This is a genomic window from Phocaeicola sp., assembly GCF_057861905.1.
Map to the genome: position 1 here is coordinate 1 of NZ_DBMACV010000014.1, position 15,763 is coordinate 15,763.

At 39.4% G+C, this 15,763-nt stretch carries 29 protein-coding genes; all 29 read right to left on the reverse strand.

The features are described 5' to 3' along the window. Window positions 1-29: 29 nt before the first annotated feature. The gene (gene ykgO, locus ACZM60_RS04405) at window positions 30-146 is read right to left on the reverse strand and encodes a type B 50S ribosomal protein L36 (RefSeq protein WP_002558051.1); all 117 of its coding nucleotides are present in this window, start codon (window positions 144-146) and stop codon (window positions 30-32) included. 13 nt (window positions 147-159) lie between these two features. Beyond that, window positions 160-378, reverse strand: a complete 219-nt coding sequence (gene infA, locus ACZM60_RS04410) for a translation initiation factor IF-1 (protein WP_002558052.1) — start codon at window positions 376-378, stop codon at window positions 160-162. Window position 379: 1 nt separating this feature from the next. After that, the gene (gene map / locus ACZM60_RS04415) at window positions 380-1,177 is read right to left on the reverse strand and encodes a type I methionyl aminopeptidase (protein WP_489520889.1); all 798 of its coding nucleotides are present in this window, start codon (window positions 1,175-1,177) and stop codon (window positions 380-382) included. An 11-nt stretch (window positions 1,178-1,188) separates the two neighbouring features. Next, on the reverse strand, window positions 1,189-2,535 hold the full coding sequence (secY, locus tag ACZM60_RS04420) for a preprotein translocase subunit SecY (protein WP_340318872.1): 1,347 nt from the start codon (window positions 2,533-2,535) through the stop codon (window positions 1,189-1,191). A gap of 4 nt (window positions 2,536-2,539) precedes the next feature. Beyond that, window positions 2,540-2,986 (reverse strand): 50S ribosomal protein L15, encoded by a 447-nt coding sequence (gene rplO / locus ACZM60_RS04425; protein ID WP_489520890.1) that lies wholly within the window; start codon window positions 2,984-2,986, stop codon window positions 2,540-2,542. A gap of 30 nt (window positions 2,987-3,016) precedes the next feature. Beyond that, window positions 3,017-3,193 carry a 50S ribosomal protein L30 gene (rpmD, locus tag ACZM60_RS04430; RefSeq protein WP_294595373.1) on the reverse strand — a complete coding sequence of 59 codons (177 nt, stop codon included), beginning with the start codon at window positions 3,191-3,193 and terminating at the stop codon, window positions 3,017-3,019. Between the two features lie 11 nt (window positions 3,194-3,204). Next, a complete protein-coding gene (rpsE, locus tag ACZM60_RS04435) occupies window positions 3,205-3,720 on the reverse strand; it encodes a 30S ribosomal protein S5 (RefSeq protein WP_005844884.1) in 516 nt (171 codons plus the stop codon). 6 nt (window positions 3,721-3,726) lie between these two features. Beyond that, window positions 3,727-4,068 (reverse strand): 50S ribosomal protein L18, encoded by a 342-nt coding sequence (gene rplR / locus ACZM60_RS04440; protein ID WP_340318871.1) that lies wholly within the window; start codon window positions 4,066-4,068, stop codon window positions 3,727-3,729. Between the two features lie 21 nt (window positions 4,069-4,089). Beyond that, window positions 4,090-4,659 carry a 50S ribosomal protein L6 gene (gene rplF, locus ACZM60_RS04445; protein WP_340318870.1) on the reverse strand — a complete coding sequence of 190 codons (570 nt, stop codon included), beginning with the start codon at window positions 4,657-4,659 and terminating at the stop codon, window positions 4,090-4,092. A gap of 16 nt (window positions 4,660-4,675) precedes the next feature. Next, complete coding sequence (rpsH, locus tag ACZM60_RS04450) at window positions 4,676-5,071, reverse strand: 30S ribosomal protein S8 (protein ID WP_022125491.1); 396 nt, start codon at window positions 5,069-5,071, stop codon at window positions 4,676-4,678. Between the two features lie 58 nt (window positions 5,072-5,129). Then, complete coding sequence (gene rpsN, locus ACZM60_RS04455; protein ID WP_181213966.1) at window positions 5,130-5,429, reverse strand: 30S ribosomal protein S14; 300 nt, start codon at window positions 5,427-5,429, stop codon at window positions 5,130-5,132. A gap of 6 nt (window positions 5,430-5,435) precedes the next feature. After that, on the reverse strand, window positions 5,436-5,993 hold the full coding sequence (rplE, locus tag ACZM60_RS04460; RefSeq protein WP_340318869.1) for a 50S ribosomal protein L5: 558 nt from the start codon (window positions 5,991-5,993) through the stop codon (window positions 5,436-5,438). Beyond that, window positions 5,993-6,316, reverse strand: coding sequence for a 50S ribosomal protein L24 (gene rplX / locus ACZM60_RS04465; protein WP_072529637.1), 324 nt, complete (start codon window positions 6,314-6,316; stop codon window positions 5,993-5,995). The genes rplE and rplX overlap by 1 nt, the downstream gene beginning before the upstream one ends. Before the next feature lie 20 nt (window positions 6,317-6,336). Continuing rightward, window positions 6,337-6,702, reverse strand: a complete 366-nt coding sequence (gene rplN, locus ACZM60_RS04470) for a 50S ribosomal protein L14 (protein ID WP_007559377.1) — start codon at window positions 6,700-6,702, stop codon at window positions 6,337-6,339. Between the two features lie 2 nt (window positions 6,703-6,704). After that, window positions 6,705-6,962, reverse strand: a complete 258-nt coding sequence (gene rpsQ, locus ACZM60_RS04475; protein WP_040312450.1) for a 30S ribosomal protein S17 — start codon at window positions 6,960-6,962, stop codon at window positions 6,705-6,707. Between the two features lie 11 nt (window positions 6,963-6,973). Beyond that, window positions 6,974-7,168, reverse strand: a complete 195-nt coding sequence (gene rpmC, locus ACZM60_RS04480; protein ID WP_007559379.1) for a 50S ribosomal protein L29 — start codon at window positions 7,166-7,168, stop codon at window positions 6,974-6,976. A 5-nt stretch (window positions 7,169-7,173) separates the two neighbouring features. Then, on the reverse strand, window positions 7,174-7,605 hold the full coding sequence (gene rplP / locus ACZM60_RS04485; protein WP_013617999.1) for a 50S ribosomal protein L16: 432 nt from the start codon (window positions 7,603-7,605) through the stop codon (window positions 7,174-7,176). Between the two features lie 21 nt (window positions 7,606-7,626). Further along, the gene (gene rpsC, locus ACZM60_RS04490) at window positions 7,627-8,358 is read right to left on the reverse strand and encodes a 30S ribosomal protein S3 (RefSeq protein WP_007567354.1); all 732 of its coding nucleotides are present in this window, start codon (window positions 8,356-8,358) and stop codon (window positions 7,627-7,629) included. Between the two features lie 6 nt (window positions 8,359-8,364). Next, window positions 8,365-8,772: a 50S ribosomal protein L22 gene (gene rplV, locus ACZM60_RS04495; protein ID WP_007567352.1), complete on the reverse strand. Its 408-nt coding sequence runs from the start codon at window positions 8,770-8,772 to the stop codon at window positions 8,365-8,367. Window positions 8,773-8,807: 35 nt separating this feature from the next. Then, window positions 8,808-9,077, reverse strand: coding sequence for a 30S ribosomal protein S19 (gene rpsS, locus ACZM60_RS04500; protein ID WP_007559385.1), 270 nt, complete (start codon window positions 9,075-9,077; stop codon window positions 8,808-8,810). 25 nt (window positions 9,078-9,102) lie between these two features. Next, a complete protein-coding gene (gene rplB, locus ACZM60_RS04505) occupies window positions 9,103-9,924 on the reverse strand; it encodes a 50S ribosomal protein L2 (RefSeq protein ID WP_340318868.1) in 822 nt (273 codons plus the stop codon). A gap of 7 nt (window positions 9,925-9,931) precedes the next feature. Beyond that, complete coding sequence (rplW, locus tag ACZM60_RS04510; protein WP_294598150.1) at window positions 9,932-10,222, reverse strand: 50S ribosomal protein L23; 291 nt, start codon at window positions 10,220-10,222, stop codon at window positions 9,932-9,934. 20 nt (window positions 10,223-10,242) lie between these two features. Further along, the gene (rplD, locus tag ACZM60_RS04515) at window positions 10,243-10,872 is read right to left on the reverse strand and encodes a 50S ribosomal protein L4 (protein WP_294598148.1); all 630 of its coding nucleotides are present in this window, start codon (window positions 10,870-10,872) and stop codon (window positions 10,243-10,245) included. After that, the gene (gene rplC, locus ACZM60_RS04520) at window positions 10,872-11,489 is read right to left on the reverse strand and encodes a 50S ribosomal protein L3 (RefSeq protein ID WP_303176333.1); all 618 of its coding nucleotides are present in this window, start codon (window positions 11,487-11,489) and stop codon (window positions 10,872-10,874) included. The genes rplD and rplC overlap by 1 nt, the downstream gene beginning before the upstream one ends. Before the next feature lie 21 nt (window positions 11,490-11,510). Further along, entirely contained in the window at window positions 11,511-11,816 is a 306-nt protein-coding gene (gene rpsJ, locus ACZM60_RS04525; RefSeq protein ID WP_007567343.1) for a 30S ribosomal protein S10, read from the reverse strand. 94 nt (window positions 11,817-11,910) lie between these two features. Continuing rightward, the gene (gene fusA, locus ACZM60_RS04530; RefSeq protein WP_340318867.1) at window positions 11,911-14,028 is read right to left on the reverse strand and encodes an elongation factor G; all 2,118 of its coding nucleotides are present in this window, start codon (window positions 14,026-14,028) and stop codon (window positions 11,911-11,913) included. Between the two features lie 31 nt (window positions 14,029-14,059). Next, on the reverse strand, window positions 14,060-14,536 hold the full coding sequence (rpsG, locus tag ACZM60_RS04535) for a 30S ribosomal protein S7 (protein ID WP_489520891.1): 477 nt from the start codon (window positions 14,534-14,536) through the stop codon (window positions 14,060-14,062). 148 nt (window positions 14,537-14,684) lie between these two features. Next, window positions 14,685-15,089 (reverse strand): 30S ribosomal protein S12, encoded by a 405-nt coding sequence (rpsL, locus tag ACZM60_RS04540; RefSeq protein WP_340318866.1) that lies wholly within the window; start codon window positions 15,087-15,089, stop codon window positions 14,685-14,687. A 182-nt stretch (window positions 15,090-15,271) separates the two neighbouring features. Further along, window positions 15,272-15,598: a DUF3467 domain-containing protein gene (locus ACZM60_RS04545; RefSeq protein WP_021971559.1), complete on the reverse strand. Its 327-nt coding sequence runs from the start codon at window positions 15,596-15,598 to the stop codon at window positions 15,272-15,274. Between the last annotated feature and the right edge of the window lie 165 nt (window positions 15,599-15,763).

The window sequence follows — 15,763 nt, forward strand, 5'->3', positions numbered from 1 at the left end:
TAAATTATTTTTTTTGCAAAAATAATAAATTATCCTTGACGTTGTTTATACTTAGGATTTTTCTTGTTAATAACATACAAACGGCCATTACGTCTAACGATCTTACATTCCGGCGTACGTTTCTTTAATGATGCTCTTACTTTCATATCTTATTTTCTTTTATTTATATCTAAAAACGATTCTTCCTTTAGATAAATCATAGGGTGACATCTCTACCCTCACTTTATCTCCCGGTAATATTTTAATGTAATGCATTCTCATCTTGCCGGAAATATGAGCGGTAATCTCATGTCCGTTTTCCAGCTCAACACGAAACATTGCATTTGACAATGCTTCTACGATTACTCCATCTTGTTCAATTGCGGATTGCTTTGCCATATTAAATTGCTTTATCTCCCAAAACTTGTTCTATAAATTCAAACGATGATAAAATATCTGCCTTATCTAAACCGATTGCAACTGTATGTTCAAAATGTGCGGCACATTTACGATCCCTGGTTCTTATCGTCCAACGATCACTTTCCATCACAATCTGACGATCACCTTGAGTTATCATGGGTTCAATGGCAATACACATACCTTTCTTTAGTAAGGCACCTGTACCTCTTTTCCCATAATTAGGAACTTGAGGCTGTTCGTGCATTTCCTTACCTATTCCATGACCAACAAACTCTCGGACAACTCCGTATGATCGAGCTTCACAATGTTGCTGAATAGCATAACCAATGTCACCCAAACGTTTTCCATGAACAGCATTTTCGATTCCCTTATACAATGCTTCTTTTGTAGTTTTTAAAAGCGCCCGAATTTCCGGATCGACTTCACCCACACAAAATGTATATGCTGAATCACCACAATAACCATTCATATAAGTTCCGCAGTCAACGGAAACGATATCTCCTTCTTTCAAAGGTATATCATTAGGAATACCGTGCACGACTTGATCATTTACCGAAGTACATAAAGTTCCAGGGAATGGAGGTCCATATGGATTAGGGAATCCTTTAAATGTTGGAATTGCCCCATGATCTCTAATAAATTCCTCCGCAACTTTATCAAGTTGTTTTGTTGTTACTCCTGGCTTTATCAGTTTAGCCACTTCAGCCAGAGTCTTCCCCACAAGGAGATTACTCTGACGAAGCAACTCTATTTCATCATCTGTCTTAAGAAATATCATTCTGACTTCTTTTAATATGCAGCAACATTTCCTGAACGACCTTTAATTCTTCCTGAGCTGAGTAAGCCATCGTAATGACGCATTAACAAATGGCTTTCAACCTGCTGGAGGGTATCAAGAACAACACCTACAAGAATCAACAAAGATGTTCCACCAAAGAACTGCGCAAATTCAGCCTGAACTCCAAATATGCCCGCAAATGCCGGTAAAATAGCAACGATAGCCAAGAAAAGAGAGCCAGGGAAAGTGATACGTGTCATAATCGTATCAATGTAATCGGCCGTACTCTTACCCGGTTTAATACCTGGAATGAAACCATTATTACGTTTCATATCTTCAGCCATCTGAGTTGGATTAATCGTAATTGCCGTATAGAACCACGTAAACACAATAATCAGAATTGCAAATACCAAATTATACCAAAAACTGGTATGGTCTACAAACGCACGAGCAATACCACTTGCCGAGGCAACATTTGAGAATCCGACAATTGTAATAGGAATGAACATAATTGCCTGAGCAAAAATGATCGGCATTACATTTGCAGCATTTACCTTCAAAGGAATATACTGTCTAGCACCACCATATTGTTTATTACCTACAATGCGTTTTGCATACTGTACAGGTATCTTACGAACTCCTTGTACCAAAAGGATAGCTGCAGCGATAACCAAAATCAACACTACAATTTCTAACAAGAACATAATGATACCACCAGCACCTGGAGACGCAAGACGAGAAACAAATTCACCACCGAAAGCTTGAGGAAGACGGGCAATAATACCAATCATAATAATCAGTGAAATACCATTACCGATACCTTTATCAGTAATTCTTTCTCCAAGCCAAAGGATAAACATACTTCCCGCAGCCAAAATGATGGTAGAAGTAATAATAAAGAAAGTCCAATCTAATGAAGCATTAAGAGCCGGACCTGCCTGCATTTTCAAGTTGATCAAATAAGAAGGAGCCTGGAATATCAAAATAAAGATAGTCAGAATACGAGTATACTGATTAATTTTTCGACGTCCACTCTCACCTTCACGCTGTAGTTTCTGGAAATAAGGAACTGCAATCGCCAACAACTGGATCACGATGGATGCAGAGATGTACGGCATGATTCCCAATGCAAAGATAGACGCATTAGAGAAAGCTCCACCAGAGAACATGTTCAACAAAGCAAGAAGACCTTCACTCGTTTGTTCATGCAACTTTGACAGCATATCAGGGTTGATACCTGGAAGAACCACATACGAACCAAATCTGTAGATTGCAATAAACAATATAGTAATGAGGATCCGCTGTCTCAGATCCTCAATATTCCATATGTTCTTTAATGTTTCAATAGATTTTCTCATTGAATCAGAGTTTTACTGCATTACCACCAACGGCTTCGATTGCAGCTACTGCACTCTTAGAAAAAGCATTTGCTTCTACATCGAGTTTAGTAGTTAAACTACCGTTACCAAGAACTTTCACTAACTGGCTAGAAGAAATAAAACCAGCTTCAATCAAGTCATTAACACCTACCTTAGACAGATTCTTAGCTTCAGCCAACTTCTGAATAGTGTCAAGGTTAATAGCCTTATATTCTACACGGTTGATATTCTTAAAACCAAATTTCGGAACACGACGCTGAAGAGGCATCTGACCACCTTCAAAACCGATCTTCTTAGAATAACCAGATCTTGACTTTGCTCCTTTATGTCCTCTTGTAGAAGTACCGCCTAAACCAGAACCAGCACCACGACCAATTCTCTTTATAGTTTTGACTGAACCTTCTGCAGGACGTAAATTATTTAAATTCATATTGTAAAATCCTTTATTATTAACAATATATTACTTAACGATTGCAACCAGGTGTTTTACCTTTTCAATCATACCCAGAATTGAAGGAGTTTCTTCGTGTTCAACCACACGATTCATCTTACGAAGTCCCAGTGCATCCAATGTTCTCTTCTGATCTGCAGGAGCACCAATTCTACTTTTTACTTGTTTGATCTTAATAGTTGACATGTCTATCCTCCTTATCCTCTAAATACTTTTTCCATACTTACACCTCTGTTTTGAGCTACCATGCGAGCATCTCTCATTTCACCCAAAGCCAAGATTGTAGCTTTTACCAAGTTGTGCGGGTTAGAAGAACCTTTTGACTTAGCCAAAACGTCAGTAACACCAACACTTTCCAAAACGGCACGCATCGCACCTCCAGCTACAACTCCTGTACCGGTTGAAGCAGGTTTAATGAAAACTTCTGCACCACCGAATTTAGCAGACTGTTCGTGAGGAACAGTACCTTTCAATACAGGAACACGAGTCAGGTTCTTCTTTGCAGCTTCTACACCTTTAGCAATAGCAGCTGTAACTTCACCAGCTTTACCAAGTCCCCAACCGATGATACCATCTTCATTACCAACTACAACAATAGCAGAGAAACTGAAAGTTCTACCACCTTTTGTAACTTTAGTAACGCGGTTGATTGCAACCAGTCTATCTTTTAATTCTATATCGTTAGTGATCTTAACTCTATTATTAACTGCCATAATTCATTAAAATTTAAGTCCACCGTTACGAGCAGCATCAGCTACTTCTTTTACTCTCCCATGATACAAGTAACCATTACGGTCGAATACGACAGTCGTAATACCAGCTTCCTGAGCCTTCTTAGCGATCAATTCACCAACTTTAGCAGCCTGTTCTTTCTTAGGCATAGTTTCCATACCCAAAGAAGAAGCAGCAACCAATGTTTTACCGCTCAAATCGTCGATAACTTGGACATAGATCTGCTTGTTACTTCTAAACACACTCATACGCGGACGTTCAGCGGTACCTGAAATCTTGTTGCGTACTCTATATTTGATCTTGATTCGTCTTTCTATTTTTGTTGTCATAATTGTACGATTTTATGTGAATTACTTAGCGCCAGCTGACTTACCAGACTTTCTACGAATTTCTTCACCAACAAACTTAATACCTTTTCCTTTATAAGGTTCAGGCTTACGGAAAGAACGTATTTTTGAACAAACCTGACCGAGCAGCTGTTTGTCACAAGATTCCAATATAATAAGAGGGTTCTTATTTCTTTCAGATTTAGTTTCAACCTTGATTTCAGGAGGCAACTGCATAAAGATATTATGAGTATAACCTAAAGCGAAATCAATGATGTTACCATTATTAGATGCACGGTAACCAACACCGACAAGTTCCAACTCTTTCTTGTAACCTTCAGAAACACCCACAACCATATTATGTATCAAAGCGCGATACAAGCCATGGAAAGCGTGACGCTGTTTCAGGTTATCAAGCATAGCGTCTTCTTTTTCTTTCAACACCACATGTCCGTCTGCAATTTCTACTTCAATAGCAGGATCTACAAACTGACTCAACTCACCTTTCGGACCTTTAACGTTTACTACGTTATCCTTCAGAGTAACTGTTACTCCGGCAGGAATACTAACGGGCAATTTACCTATTCTTGACATAGCTTATCCTCCTACATTAATATACATAACAAAGAACTTCACCACCGATTTTCAAAGCAGCAGCTTCCTTGTCTGTCATCACACCTTTGGAAGTAGATATAATAGCAATACCTAATCCATTAATAACTCTCGGCATGTCTTTGTAGCCAGTATACTTACGCATACCCGGAGTAGATACTCTTTCAAGTTTCTTGATTGCGTTAACCTTGTTAACTGCATCATACTTCAAAGCAACTTTGATAGTACCTTGAGGACCATCTTCTACAAATTTGTAGTTCAGAATGTAACCTTTGTCAAACAGGATCTTAGTGATTTCCTTTTTCAAGTTTGAAGCAGGCACTTCTACAACTCTGTGCTTAGCACTAATTGCATTTCTCAATCTTGTGAGATAATCTGCGATTGGATCTGTCATAAAAAATAATTGTTAAATTAATCAGGACTACCCTGACAATATTTAATAATAAAAATATTTACCAGCTTGCTTTTTTAACGCCCGGGATTAAACCATTTGAAGCCATTTCACGGAACTGAATACGTGAAATACCAAACTGACGCATATATCCTTTAGGACGACCAGTCAGTTTGCAACGGTTGTGCAAGCGAATCGGATTGGCATTCTTAGGAAGAGCCTGCAATTTCTGAGCAGCTTCAAAAGCTTCAGCAGGATCACCTGTATTTACAATCTTCTTCAACGCAGCACGTTTCTCAGCATATTTGGCTACCAGTTTGGCTCTTCTTACTTCACGAGCCTTCATTGATTCTTTTGCCATATCTTATCAATCTTTTTTAGCGTTTTTAAACGGTAAACCGAATTCCTTCAACAAAGCATAACCTTCTTCATCTGTTTGAGCAGAGGTTACAAAGGTAATATTCATTCCGAGAATTTTAGTAATACTATCGATATTAATTTCAGGGAAAATAATTTGCTCCTGAATACCAAGAGTATAGTTACCTCTTCCGTCCAACTTGCTTTCGATACCTTTGAAGTCACGGATACGTGGCAAAGCTACGCGAACAAGTTTTTCAAGGAATTCATACATTCTTTCACGACGTAAAGTTACCATCACACCAATAGGCATTTTCTTACGCAACTTAAAGTTTGCGATATCTTTACGAGAAACAGTTGCAACAGCTTTCTGACCAGTAATTGCAGTCAATTCATTGATAGCAACATCGATGATCTTCTTATCAGCTACAGCCATACCTAAACCTTGATTGATAACAATCTTCTTAAGTTTAGGAATCTGCATAGATGAAGTATACTGGAACTGATTCTTCAATGCAGGAGCAATACGCTCTGCATATTCTTTCTTAAGGCTAGCAGTACTACTCATTATTTAATCTCCTCTCCTGATTTTTTAGCATAACGGACAAATGTTCTTCCATCAGAACTTTCTCTTCTACCAATACGTGTCGGTTTACCAGTCTTAGGGTCAACCGGATTCAGGTTAGAGATGTGAATAGGAGCTTCCTGCTTCACAATACCACCCTGAGGATTCTTAGCATTAGGCTTAGTGCTCTTTGATACCATATTGATACCTTCTACCAATGCACGTCCTTCTTTTACAAGAACTTTCAACACGCGGCCAGTTTTACCCTTGTCTTCACCAGAGTTTACGTAAACTGTATCGCCTTTTTTAATATGTAATTTACTCATTACTTAAATCTTTTACAAAATTAAAGTACTTCAGGTGCAAGTGACACAACCTTCATGTTGGCATTACGCAACTCTCTCGCTACCGGGCCAAAAATACGACTTCCTCTAATTTCACCTGCGTTATTCAACAGAACGCAAGCATTATCATCAAAACGAATATAAGAACCGTCAGCACGACGAATTTCTTTCTTTGTACGTACGATCAGGGCCTTAGATACTGCACCTTTTTTAATATCACTTGAGGGGATAACACTCTTTATTGAAACTACAATAACATCCCCAACAGAGGCATAACGTCTCTTTGTACCGCCTAAAACGCGGATACAAAGAGCTTCTTTAGCACCACTGTTGTCACATACTGTAAGTCTGGATTCTGCTTGTATCATAATTACTTAGCTCTTTCGATAATTTCAATCAATCTCCATCTCTTAGTTTTGCTCAACGGACGAGTTTCCATGATACGAACAGTATCGCCAATCTGGCATTCATTTTTTTCGTCATGAGCATGGTATTTTTTCGTCTTAGAAACGAACTTACCATAAATAGGGTGTTTTTCCTTAAACTTAGCAGCAACAGTAATGGTCTTATCCATTTTATTGCTAACCACAACACCAGTTCTTTCTTTTCTTAAATTTCTAGCTTCCATGAGGACCATTATTATTTGTTAAGTTCTCTCTGACGCAATTCTGCTTTCATACGCGCAATTGTTCTGCGTAATTTCTTGATCTGTGCAGGATTTTCCAGCGGAGAGATCGAATGATTTAAAACCATTTGATTGTAATTGGCAACTTCAGTTTGAATTCTTTCTGCCAATTCGTTGGTAGCTATTTCTCTAATTTCTGCAATCTTCATATCAATTAAGCATTTTGACTTGCGTCGTAATCACGTCTAACAATAAACTTAGTAGTAACAGGAAGTTTCTGTGCAGCAAGGCGCAAAGCTTCTTTTGCTACTTCAAAAGATACACCTTCAACTTCGATCAAAATACGACCCGGAGTTACAGGAGCTACAAAACCTTCCGGATTACCTTTACCTTTACCCATACGTACGTCAGCAGGTTTACGAGTAATAGGTTTATCCGGGAATATACGGATCCAAATCTGACCCTGACGCTGCATATATCTTGTTACAGCAATACGAGCTGCTTCAATCTGACGTCCAGTAATCCACTTAGTCTGCAATGACTTGATACCAAAAGTACCGAAAGCCAACTGGTGTCCTCTCTGGGCATTACCTTTAGCGCTACCTTTCTGCTGTCTTCTGAATTTTGTCTTTTTCGGTTGTAACATAATTCCTAAAATTCAAATTCGTTAGCGATTGTTGTTTTTCTTTCTGCGGAAGTTCTTTCCACCATTATTACCGTTTCCACCACGGTTGTTTTCTTTGCTCTGAGTAAAGTTAGGAGCCAACTCACGTTTACCGTAAACTTCACCACGGCAAATCCACACCTTAATACCCAGCAAACCAACCTTTGTCAAAGCTTCAGCATGACAATAGTCGATATCTGCACGGAAAGTGTGTAACGGAGTACGACCTTCCTTATACATTTCAGAACGTGCCATTTCAGCGCCATTCAAACGACCAGAAATCAGCACCTTGATACCTTCAGCTCCCATACGCATCGTATTGGCGATAGCCATTTTGATAGCACGACGATAAGCGATCTTGCCTTCAACCTGGCGAGCGATGTTATTAGCAACAATCACAGCGTCGAGTTCGGGTTTCTTCACTTCGAAGATATTAATCTGGATATCCTTATCAGTGATCTTCTTCAACTCTTCTTTCAACTTATCAACTTCCTGACCACCTTTACCAATGATAATACCTGGGCGAGCAGTACATACAGTAATTGTCACCAACTTCAAAGTACGTTCAATAACGATTCTTGAAACGCTGGCTTTTGCAAGTCTGGCATTCAGATATTTACGAATTTTGCTATCTTCTAACAAAGCGTCACCATAATTCTTGCCACCGTACCAGTTAGAATCCCATCCTCTGATAATTCCTAAACGGTTACTTATCGGATTAACTTTCTGTCCCATCTACTCTTAATTTTTATCATTAGTATTCTTAGAATCAACGAACAAAGTCACATGATTTGAACGTTTGCGAATTCTGTAACCTCTACCCTGCGGAGCCGGTCTCATTCTTTTCAGAGTTGCTCCCCCATCAACAAAAATCTTAGTTACAAAAAGTTCACCGTCTTCAGCTTTGCGTTCGTTTTTCTGTTCCCAGTTAGCAATAGCAGAGCGCAACAGTTTTTCCACTCTTGCAGAAGCTTCCTTAGAAGAAAACTTCAAAACACCAAGTGCTCTATTAACCTCCATACCGCGAATCATGTCAGCCACGAGACGCATCTTACGCGGAGAAGTAGGCACATTTTGCAATTTAGCAAAATACATGGTTTTAAGGGCTTCTTTTCTTTTTTCAGCCGATATTTTTTTTCTTGCTCCCATTATTTATTACTTTATTATTTCAAATAAGTGTCCTGTTATTTTTTCTTGTTACCAGCGTGACCACGGAATGTACGAGTTGGAGCAAATTCTCCCAACTTATGACCAACCATGTTTTCTGTAACGTAAACAGGAATAAATTTGTTTCCGTTATGAACTGCAATTGTATGCCCAACAAAATCAGGCGAAATCATTGAAGCTCTAGCCCATGTCTTAACAACTGACTTCTTGCCGCTTTCATTCATAGCCAGCACTTTATTTTCCAGTTTTACATTAATATATGGACCTTTTTTTAATGAACGACTCATAAATTACTCAATTAATCAGTTGTTATTACTTTCTTCTTTCAATAATATACTTAGAAGACTGTTTCTTAGGTGCTCTTGTCTTCAAGCCCTTAGCATACAAGCCTGTACGTGATCTTGGGTGACCTCCTGACTGACGTCCTTCACCACCACCCATCGGGTGATCAACAGGGTTCATAACAACACCACGGTTATGAGGACGACGTCCTAACCAGCGAGAACGACCAGCTTTACCTGAAGCCTCCAATGCGTGGTCAGAATTACCAACACTACCGATAGTCGCTTTACATGCACTTAAGATCTGTCTTACTTCACCAGAAGGCAACTTAATAACGCAGTACTTACCCTCACGAGAAGTTAACTGAGCAAAATTACCAGCCGATCTAACCAAAGCAGCACCTTGTCCCGGACGCAATTCAATATTATGAATTACAGTACCAACAGGAATATTCTCAAGAGGAAGTGCATTACCAATCTCAGGCGCTGCATTCGCTCCAGACATCAAAGTACTACCAACTTGCAATCCATTAGGAGCAATGATATATCTCTTTTCACCATCAGCATAATACAAAAGAGCGATACGAGCGGAACGGTTCGGATCGTATTCAATTGTCTTAACAACTGCTGGAACACCGTCTTTATTTCTCTTGAAATCGATAATACGGAATTTTCTCTTATGACCGCCACCAATATAGCGCATTGTCATTTTACCTACATGGTTACGACCACCTGTAGAACGCTTTCCATATACAAGAGATTTTTCTGGTACCGATGCAGTAATTTCTTCAAAAGTACCAATAATTTTGTGTCTCTGCCCCGGTGTTGTGGGCTTAAATTTACGTACTGCCATCTTTTATTTAAATATTGCTATAAAAATCAATAGTATCACCTTCTTTCAATGTAACGATAGCTTTTTTATAAGCATTTGTACGTCCATTGATAAGACCTGATTTAGTATAACGGCTTTTGTTCTTTCCTGCGTAACGTACAGTATTTACGTCAACAACAGTCACGTTATACATAGCTTCGATTTCGCTCTTAATTTCTAATTTGTTAGCTTCAGGACGAACAATAAATCCAAAGCGGTTGAACTTTTCAGATATTGCCGTCATCTTTTCTGTAACCAACGGTTTAATAATCATTCCCATATTACTTCAGCCTCCTTTAATTATTTAACTAAGGTTTCCTCGATAGCTTTCAATGCACTCTCTGTAACAACAAGAGTTTCTGCGTTCAATACTGAGTAAGTATTCAGCGCAGAAGCAATTGCAAGATTTGTACGCTCTAAGTTACGAGCAGACAAATATACGTTTTTATTTGCTTCCGGCAAAACCATAAGCAGCTTTTTACCAGCTACTTTAAGATTATTCACAACATTTACAAAATCTTTAGTCTTAGGAGCTTCAAAAGTGAAGTCTTCTACAACTACGATATTGTTAGCCTGAGCCTTATATGACAAAGCAGACTTACGAGCCAAAGCCTTAACTTTCTTGTTCAGTTTGAACCAGTAATCACGTGGTTTAGGACCAAACACACGAGCACCACCAACCAACAGCGGAGAGTTAATATCACCACGACGAGCGCCACCTCCACCTTTCTGACGGCCTAATTTACGAGTAGAACCACTGATTTCGCTTCTTTCTTTAGACTTGTGAGTTCCCTGGCGCTGATTAGCCATGTACTGCTTTACGTCCAGATAGATAGCGTGATCATTCGGAGTGATTCCGAAGATAGCTTCGTTCAAAGCCACCTTTCTTCCGGTGTCTTCACCCTTAATATTTAAAACGTTAACTTCCATTATTTCTCAATTATTACGATTGAACCTTTGCAACCCGGAACAGAACCCTTAATCAAAAGTAAGTTGTGTTCTGGAATTACCTTTAATACTTGTAAGTTGTGAGTAGTTACTCTGTCACCACCCATTTGACCACCCATACGCATTCCTTTGAATACTTTTGCAGGGTAAGAACAAGCACCGATAGAACCCGGCTTACGAGCACGGTTGTGCTGACCGTGAGTAGTCTGACCTACACCACCAAATCCGTGACGTTTAACAACACCCTGGAAACCTTTACCTTTAGAAGTACCGATTACGTCTACATAGTTAGCATCGTTAAACAATTCTACAGTGATAGTATCACCTAAATTCAATTCTTCTGAGAAATCTTTGAACTCGGCCAAGTGTCTCTTCGGAGTTACTCCAGCTTTCTTAAAGTGACCCATCAACGGTTTTGTAGTATGCTTTTCCTTTTTGTCCTGGAAACCTACCTGAACAGCTGCATAGCCATCTTTTTCTACACTCTTAATCTGAGTAACTACACAAGGACCAGCTTCGATAACAGTGCATGGTACATTCTTACCATCAGCACTGAAAACGGATGTCATTCCGATTTTCTTTCCTAATAATCCTGGCATTTCAGTTAATTTTTTTAATTATTAAACTTTAATTTCTACTTCTACCCCACTTGGCAATTCCAATTTCATCAAAGCGTCTACAGTCTTAGCTGTTGAGCTATAGATGTCGATCAGTCTCTTATAAGAAGACAATTCAAACTGTTCACGTGACTTCTTATTAACGAAAGTCGAACGATTTACAGTAAAAACACGCTTGTGAGTTGGCAATGGAATAGGACCGCTAACAATAGCACCTGTAGCCTTCACAGTTCTTACAATCTTTTCAGCAGACTTGTCTACCAAGTTGTGATCGTAAGATTTCAGTTTAATTCTAATTTTCTGACTCATTAGTAATGATTAATTAATTATTTATATTTAAGATGAAGCATGAGGGCTAAGAGTCATTCGCTAGCCCTCATCAGCTTCAAGTTATTCAATATGATTATACCAAGTCTACGCGACCTTTAACTTCTTCCAATACAGTCTTAGCAATAGAGCTTGATACTTGTGCATGATGATCATACGACATTGAAGAAGTAGCACGACCTGAAGTAATAGTACGCAAGGCTGTTACATAACCAAACATTTCAGCCAGCGGAACCATTGCTTTAACAATACGTGCACCAGAACGGCTTGTTTCCATACCTTCTACCTGTCCACGACGTTTATTCAAGTCACCGATCACATCACCCATGTTTTCTTCCGGAGTAACTACTTCCAGCTTCATGATAGGTTCCATCAAAACAGGACCTGCTTTAACACAAGCATTCTTGTAAGCCTGAATAGCACAGATTTCGAAAGACAACTGGTCAGAGTCTACCGGATGGAAAGAACCATCTTTCAAGACAACCTTCAATGAGTCGAGCGGGAAACCAGCCAAGACACCATTTTTCATGGCAGTCTGGAAACCTTTCTGTACAGAAGGAATAAATTCCTTAGGCACATTACCACCCTTCACCTCATCGATGAACTGCAGGCCACCCTGCTTCCAATCTTCGTCAACCGGACCTACAGTCACAATAATATCAGCAAACTTACCACGACCACCAGACTGCTTCTTATAAACTTCACGAAGTTCTACAGTCTTAGTAATAGCTTCCTTGTAATTAACCTGCGGACGACCCTGATTACATTCAACCTTGAATTCACGTTTCAGACGGTCGATAATGATATCCAAGTGAAGCTCACCCATACCAGAGATAATTGTCTGACCAGTCTGCTCATCTGTACGTACAGTAAATGTCGGGTCTTCTTCAGCCAACTTAGCCAAACCATTAGACAGCTTGTCCAAGTCTTTCTGAGTCTTCGGTTCTACTGCAATACCGATAACCGGCTCTGGGAAATCCATAGACTCCAATACAATCGGAGCTGTTTCATCGCACAGCGTATCACCAGTACGAATATCCTTGAAACCTACACCAGCACCGATATCACCAGCGCTAATTACCTCTACAGGGTTCTGTTTGTTTGAGTGCATCTGGAACAAACGAGACACACGTTCTTTTTTACCTGAACGAGAGTTGTAGATATAAGAACCAGCTTCAACCTTACCAGAGTAAACACGGAAGAATGTCAAACGACCAACATACGGGTCGGTTGCAATCTTAAATGCCAAAGCAGCAGTCTTTTCATCTTCGTCAGGTCTACGATCTTCTTCAGCTCCAGTAGTCGGATTTGTACCCACGATATTCGGAGTATCCAGCGGAGAAGGCAAGAATGCACATACATAGTCCAGCAAAGTTTGCACACCTTTATTCTTAAATGAAGAACCGCACAACATCGGAACAATTTCCATCTTCAAAGTTCCGGCACGCAAGGCACGCAAAACTTCCTCTTCCGTAATAGTAGAAGGATCATCAAAGTATTTTTCCATCAAAGACTCATCGAACTCAGCTACTTTTTCAAGCATTTTATCTCTCCATTCATTAGCTTCGTCAACCAAGTTTGCTGGGATATCTTCAACATCATAATCAGCACCCATTGTTTCATCGTGCCATAAGATCGCTTTCATCTTAATCAGATCCACTACACCCTTAAAGCTTTCTTCAGAACCAATAGGAATAACCACCGGACATGGATTAGCGCCCAAAACGTCCTTCATCTGACGCACTACTTCAAAGAAGTCAGCACCAGAACGGTCCATTTTGTTTACATAACCAATACGAGGAACATTATACTTATCCGCCTGACGCCATACCGTTTCAGACTGAGGTTCAACACCACCAACTGCACAGTAAGTTGCTACAGCACCATCCAGCACGCGAAGTGAACGTTCTACCTCAGCAGTAAAGTCTACGTGCCCCGGAGTATCAATCAAGTTGATTTTATATTTATTTCCTGCGTATTTCCAATAAGTAGTTGTAGCAGCAGAAGTGATAGTAATACCACGTTCCTGTTCCTGCTCCATCCAGTCCATTGTTGCAGCTCCATCGTGTACTTCACCAATTTTGTGAGTCAAACCAGTGTAGTACAGAATACGTTCAGAGGTAGTAGTCTTACCTGCATCGATGTGCGCCATGATCCCGATGTTACGAGTCAAATGCAAATCATGTTTAGCCATTTTAATTCCGTCTTAATTGATTATTACTATATTAGAATCTGAAGTGAGCAAATGCACGGTTAGCTTCAGCCATACGATGCATATCCTCTTTACGCTTGAAAGCGCCACCCTGCTCGTTATAAGCATCAAGAATTTCAGCAGCCAATTTATCAGCCATTGACTTACCGCCACGTTTACGAGCAAAAGCAATCAAGTTCTTCATAGAGATTGACTCTTTGCGGTCAGGACGAATTTCTGTAGGGACCTGGAAAGTTGCACCACCAATACGGCGAGATTTAACTTCCAGCTGCGGAGTTACATTATCTAGAGCTTTTTTCCAAACTTCCAAAGCTGGAGTTTCTTCACTCGGAAGTTTTGTCTCAACTGTTTTCAGTGCGTTATAGAAGATTTCGTAAGAAGTATTCTTCTTTCCATCATACATCAGGTGGTTTACGAATTTAGAAACCTTCTGATCATTAAATACCGGATCCGGCAGGATCACACGTTTTTTTGGTTTTGCTTTTCTCATTTTGTTTGATAATAATGTTTAGTTTGGGGCTGCATCTCTGTTTTCTTCAACGTCTCCTCCGAGACATTTACTCAACCTTAAAGCTTTTCCTACAAACCAAAACGAATTAATAAAAGTTCTTTTACTAAGGATTGTACTCAGCTACGAATTATTTTTTACCTTTTGCAGCAGGAGCCTGTCCCGGTTTCGGACGCTTAGCACCGTATTTAGAACGTCTCTGTGTACGACCTGCAACACCAGCTGTATCCAATGTACCACGAACGATGTGATAACGTACACCCGGAAGGTCCTTTACACGACCACCACGTACCAATACAATTGAGTGTTCCTGCAAGTTGTGGCCTTCACCCGGAATATAAGAGTTTACTTCCTTAGAGTTTGTCAGACGCACACGAGCTACTTTACGCATTGCTGAGTTCGGTTTCTTCGGAGTCGTAGTATAAACACGAACACAAACGCCACGTCTCTGAGGACATGAATCCAGTGCTGGTGATTTACTCTTGTCTACCAAAACCGCTCTTCCTTTTCTTACTAACTGTTGAATAGTAGGCATTTTGTTTTGATTTTAATTATTATATATATTGTTTATTGTTTTCCAATCCTTGTCGAAACTATACATTTCGGGCTGCAAAATTACAAATAACTTTTTAATAGACAAACTGTTTTAAAATAAAAAAAGCCCATTCCCTTGAAAAAAGCAGGAAATGGGCCTTAAAATGACTTTTTTATATTTTTTTAAGCTTCTCCTTTGAAATCACTCAATGGTGGAACGAATGTTTTACTACCATTATTTTGTTCTTCTGGCATACGTATCTGTCCGAAGTTGCGTTCATATTTTGCCACATTATCTTGTAAAGCAAACATTAAACGTTTAGCATGTTCTGGAGTCATCACAATACGTGACTGTACACCAGCCTTTGGCAATCCCGGCATAATACGCACAAAATCCAATATAAACTCAGAAGTAGAATGAGTAATTATAGCAAGATTAGCATAAGTACCTTGAGCGACCTCTTCCTTCAACTCTATCTGGAGCTGATTATTTTTGTTTTCGTTTTCCATAATGACTAAAATTTAATATTAAGTATTTACTTTTTTCATATTAGCTCTACAAATGTAGGGAAAAAGTTGAATCATCCGCATTTTAAGATAGAAAATTAAACGATGTATTCAATTTTTTACCCCTACTCCACCTACAAGAAATAAAAAAACCACTTCGTCAAAGAT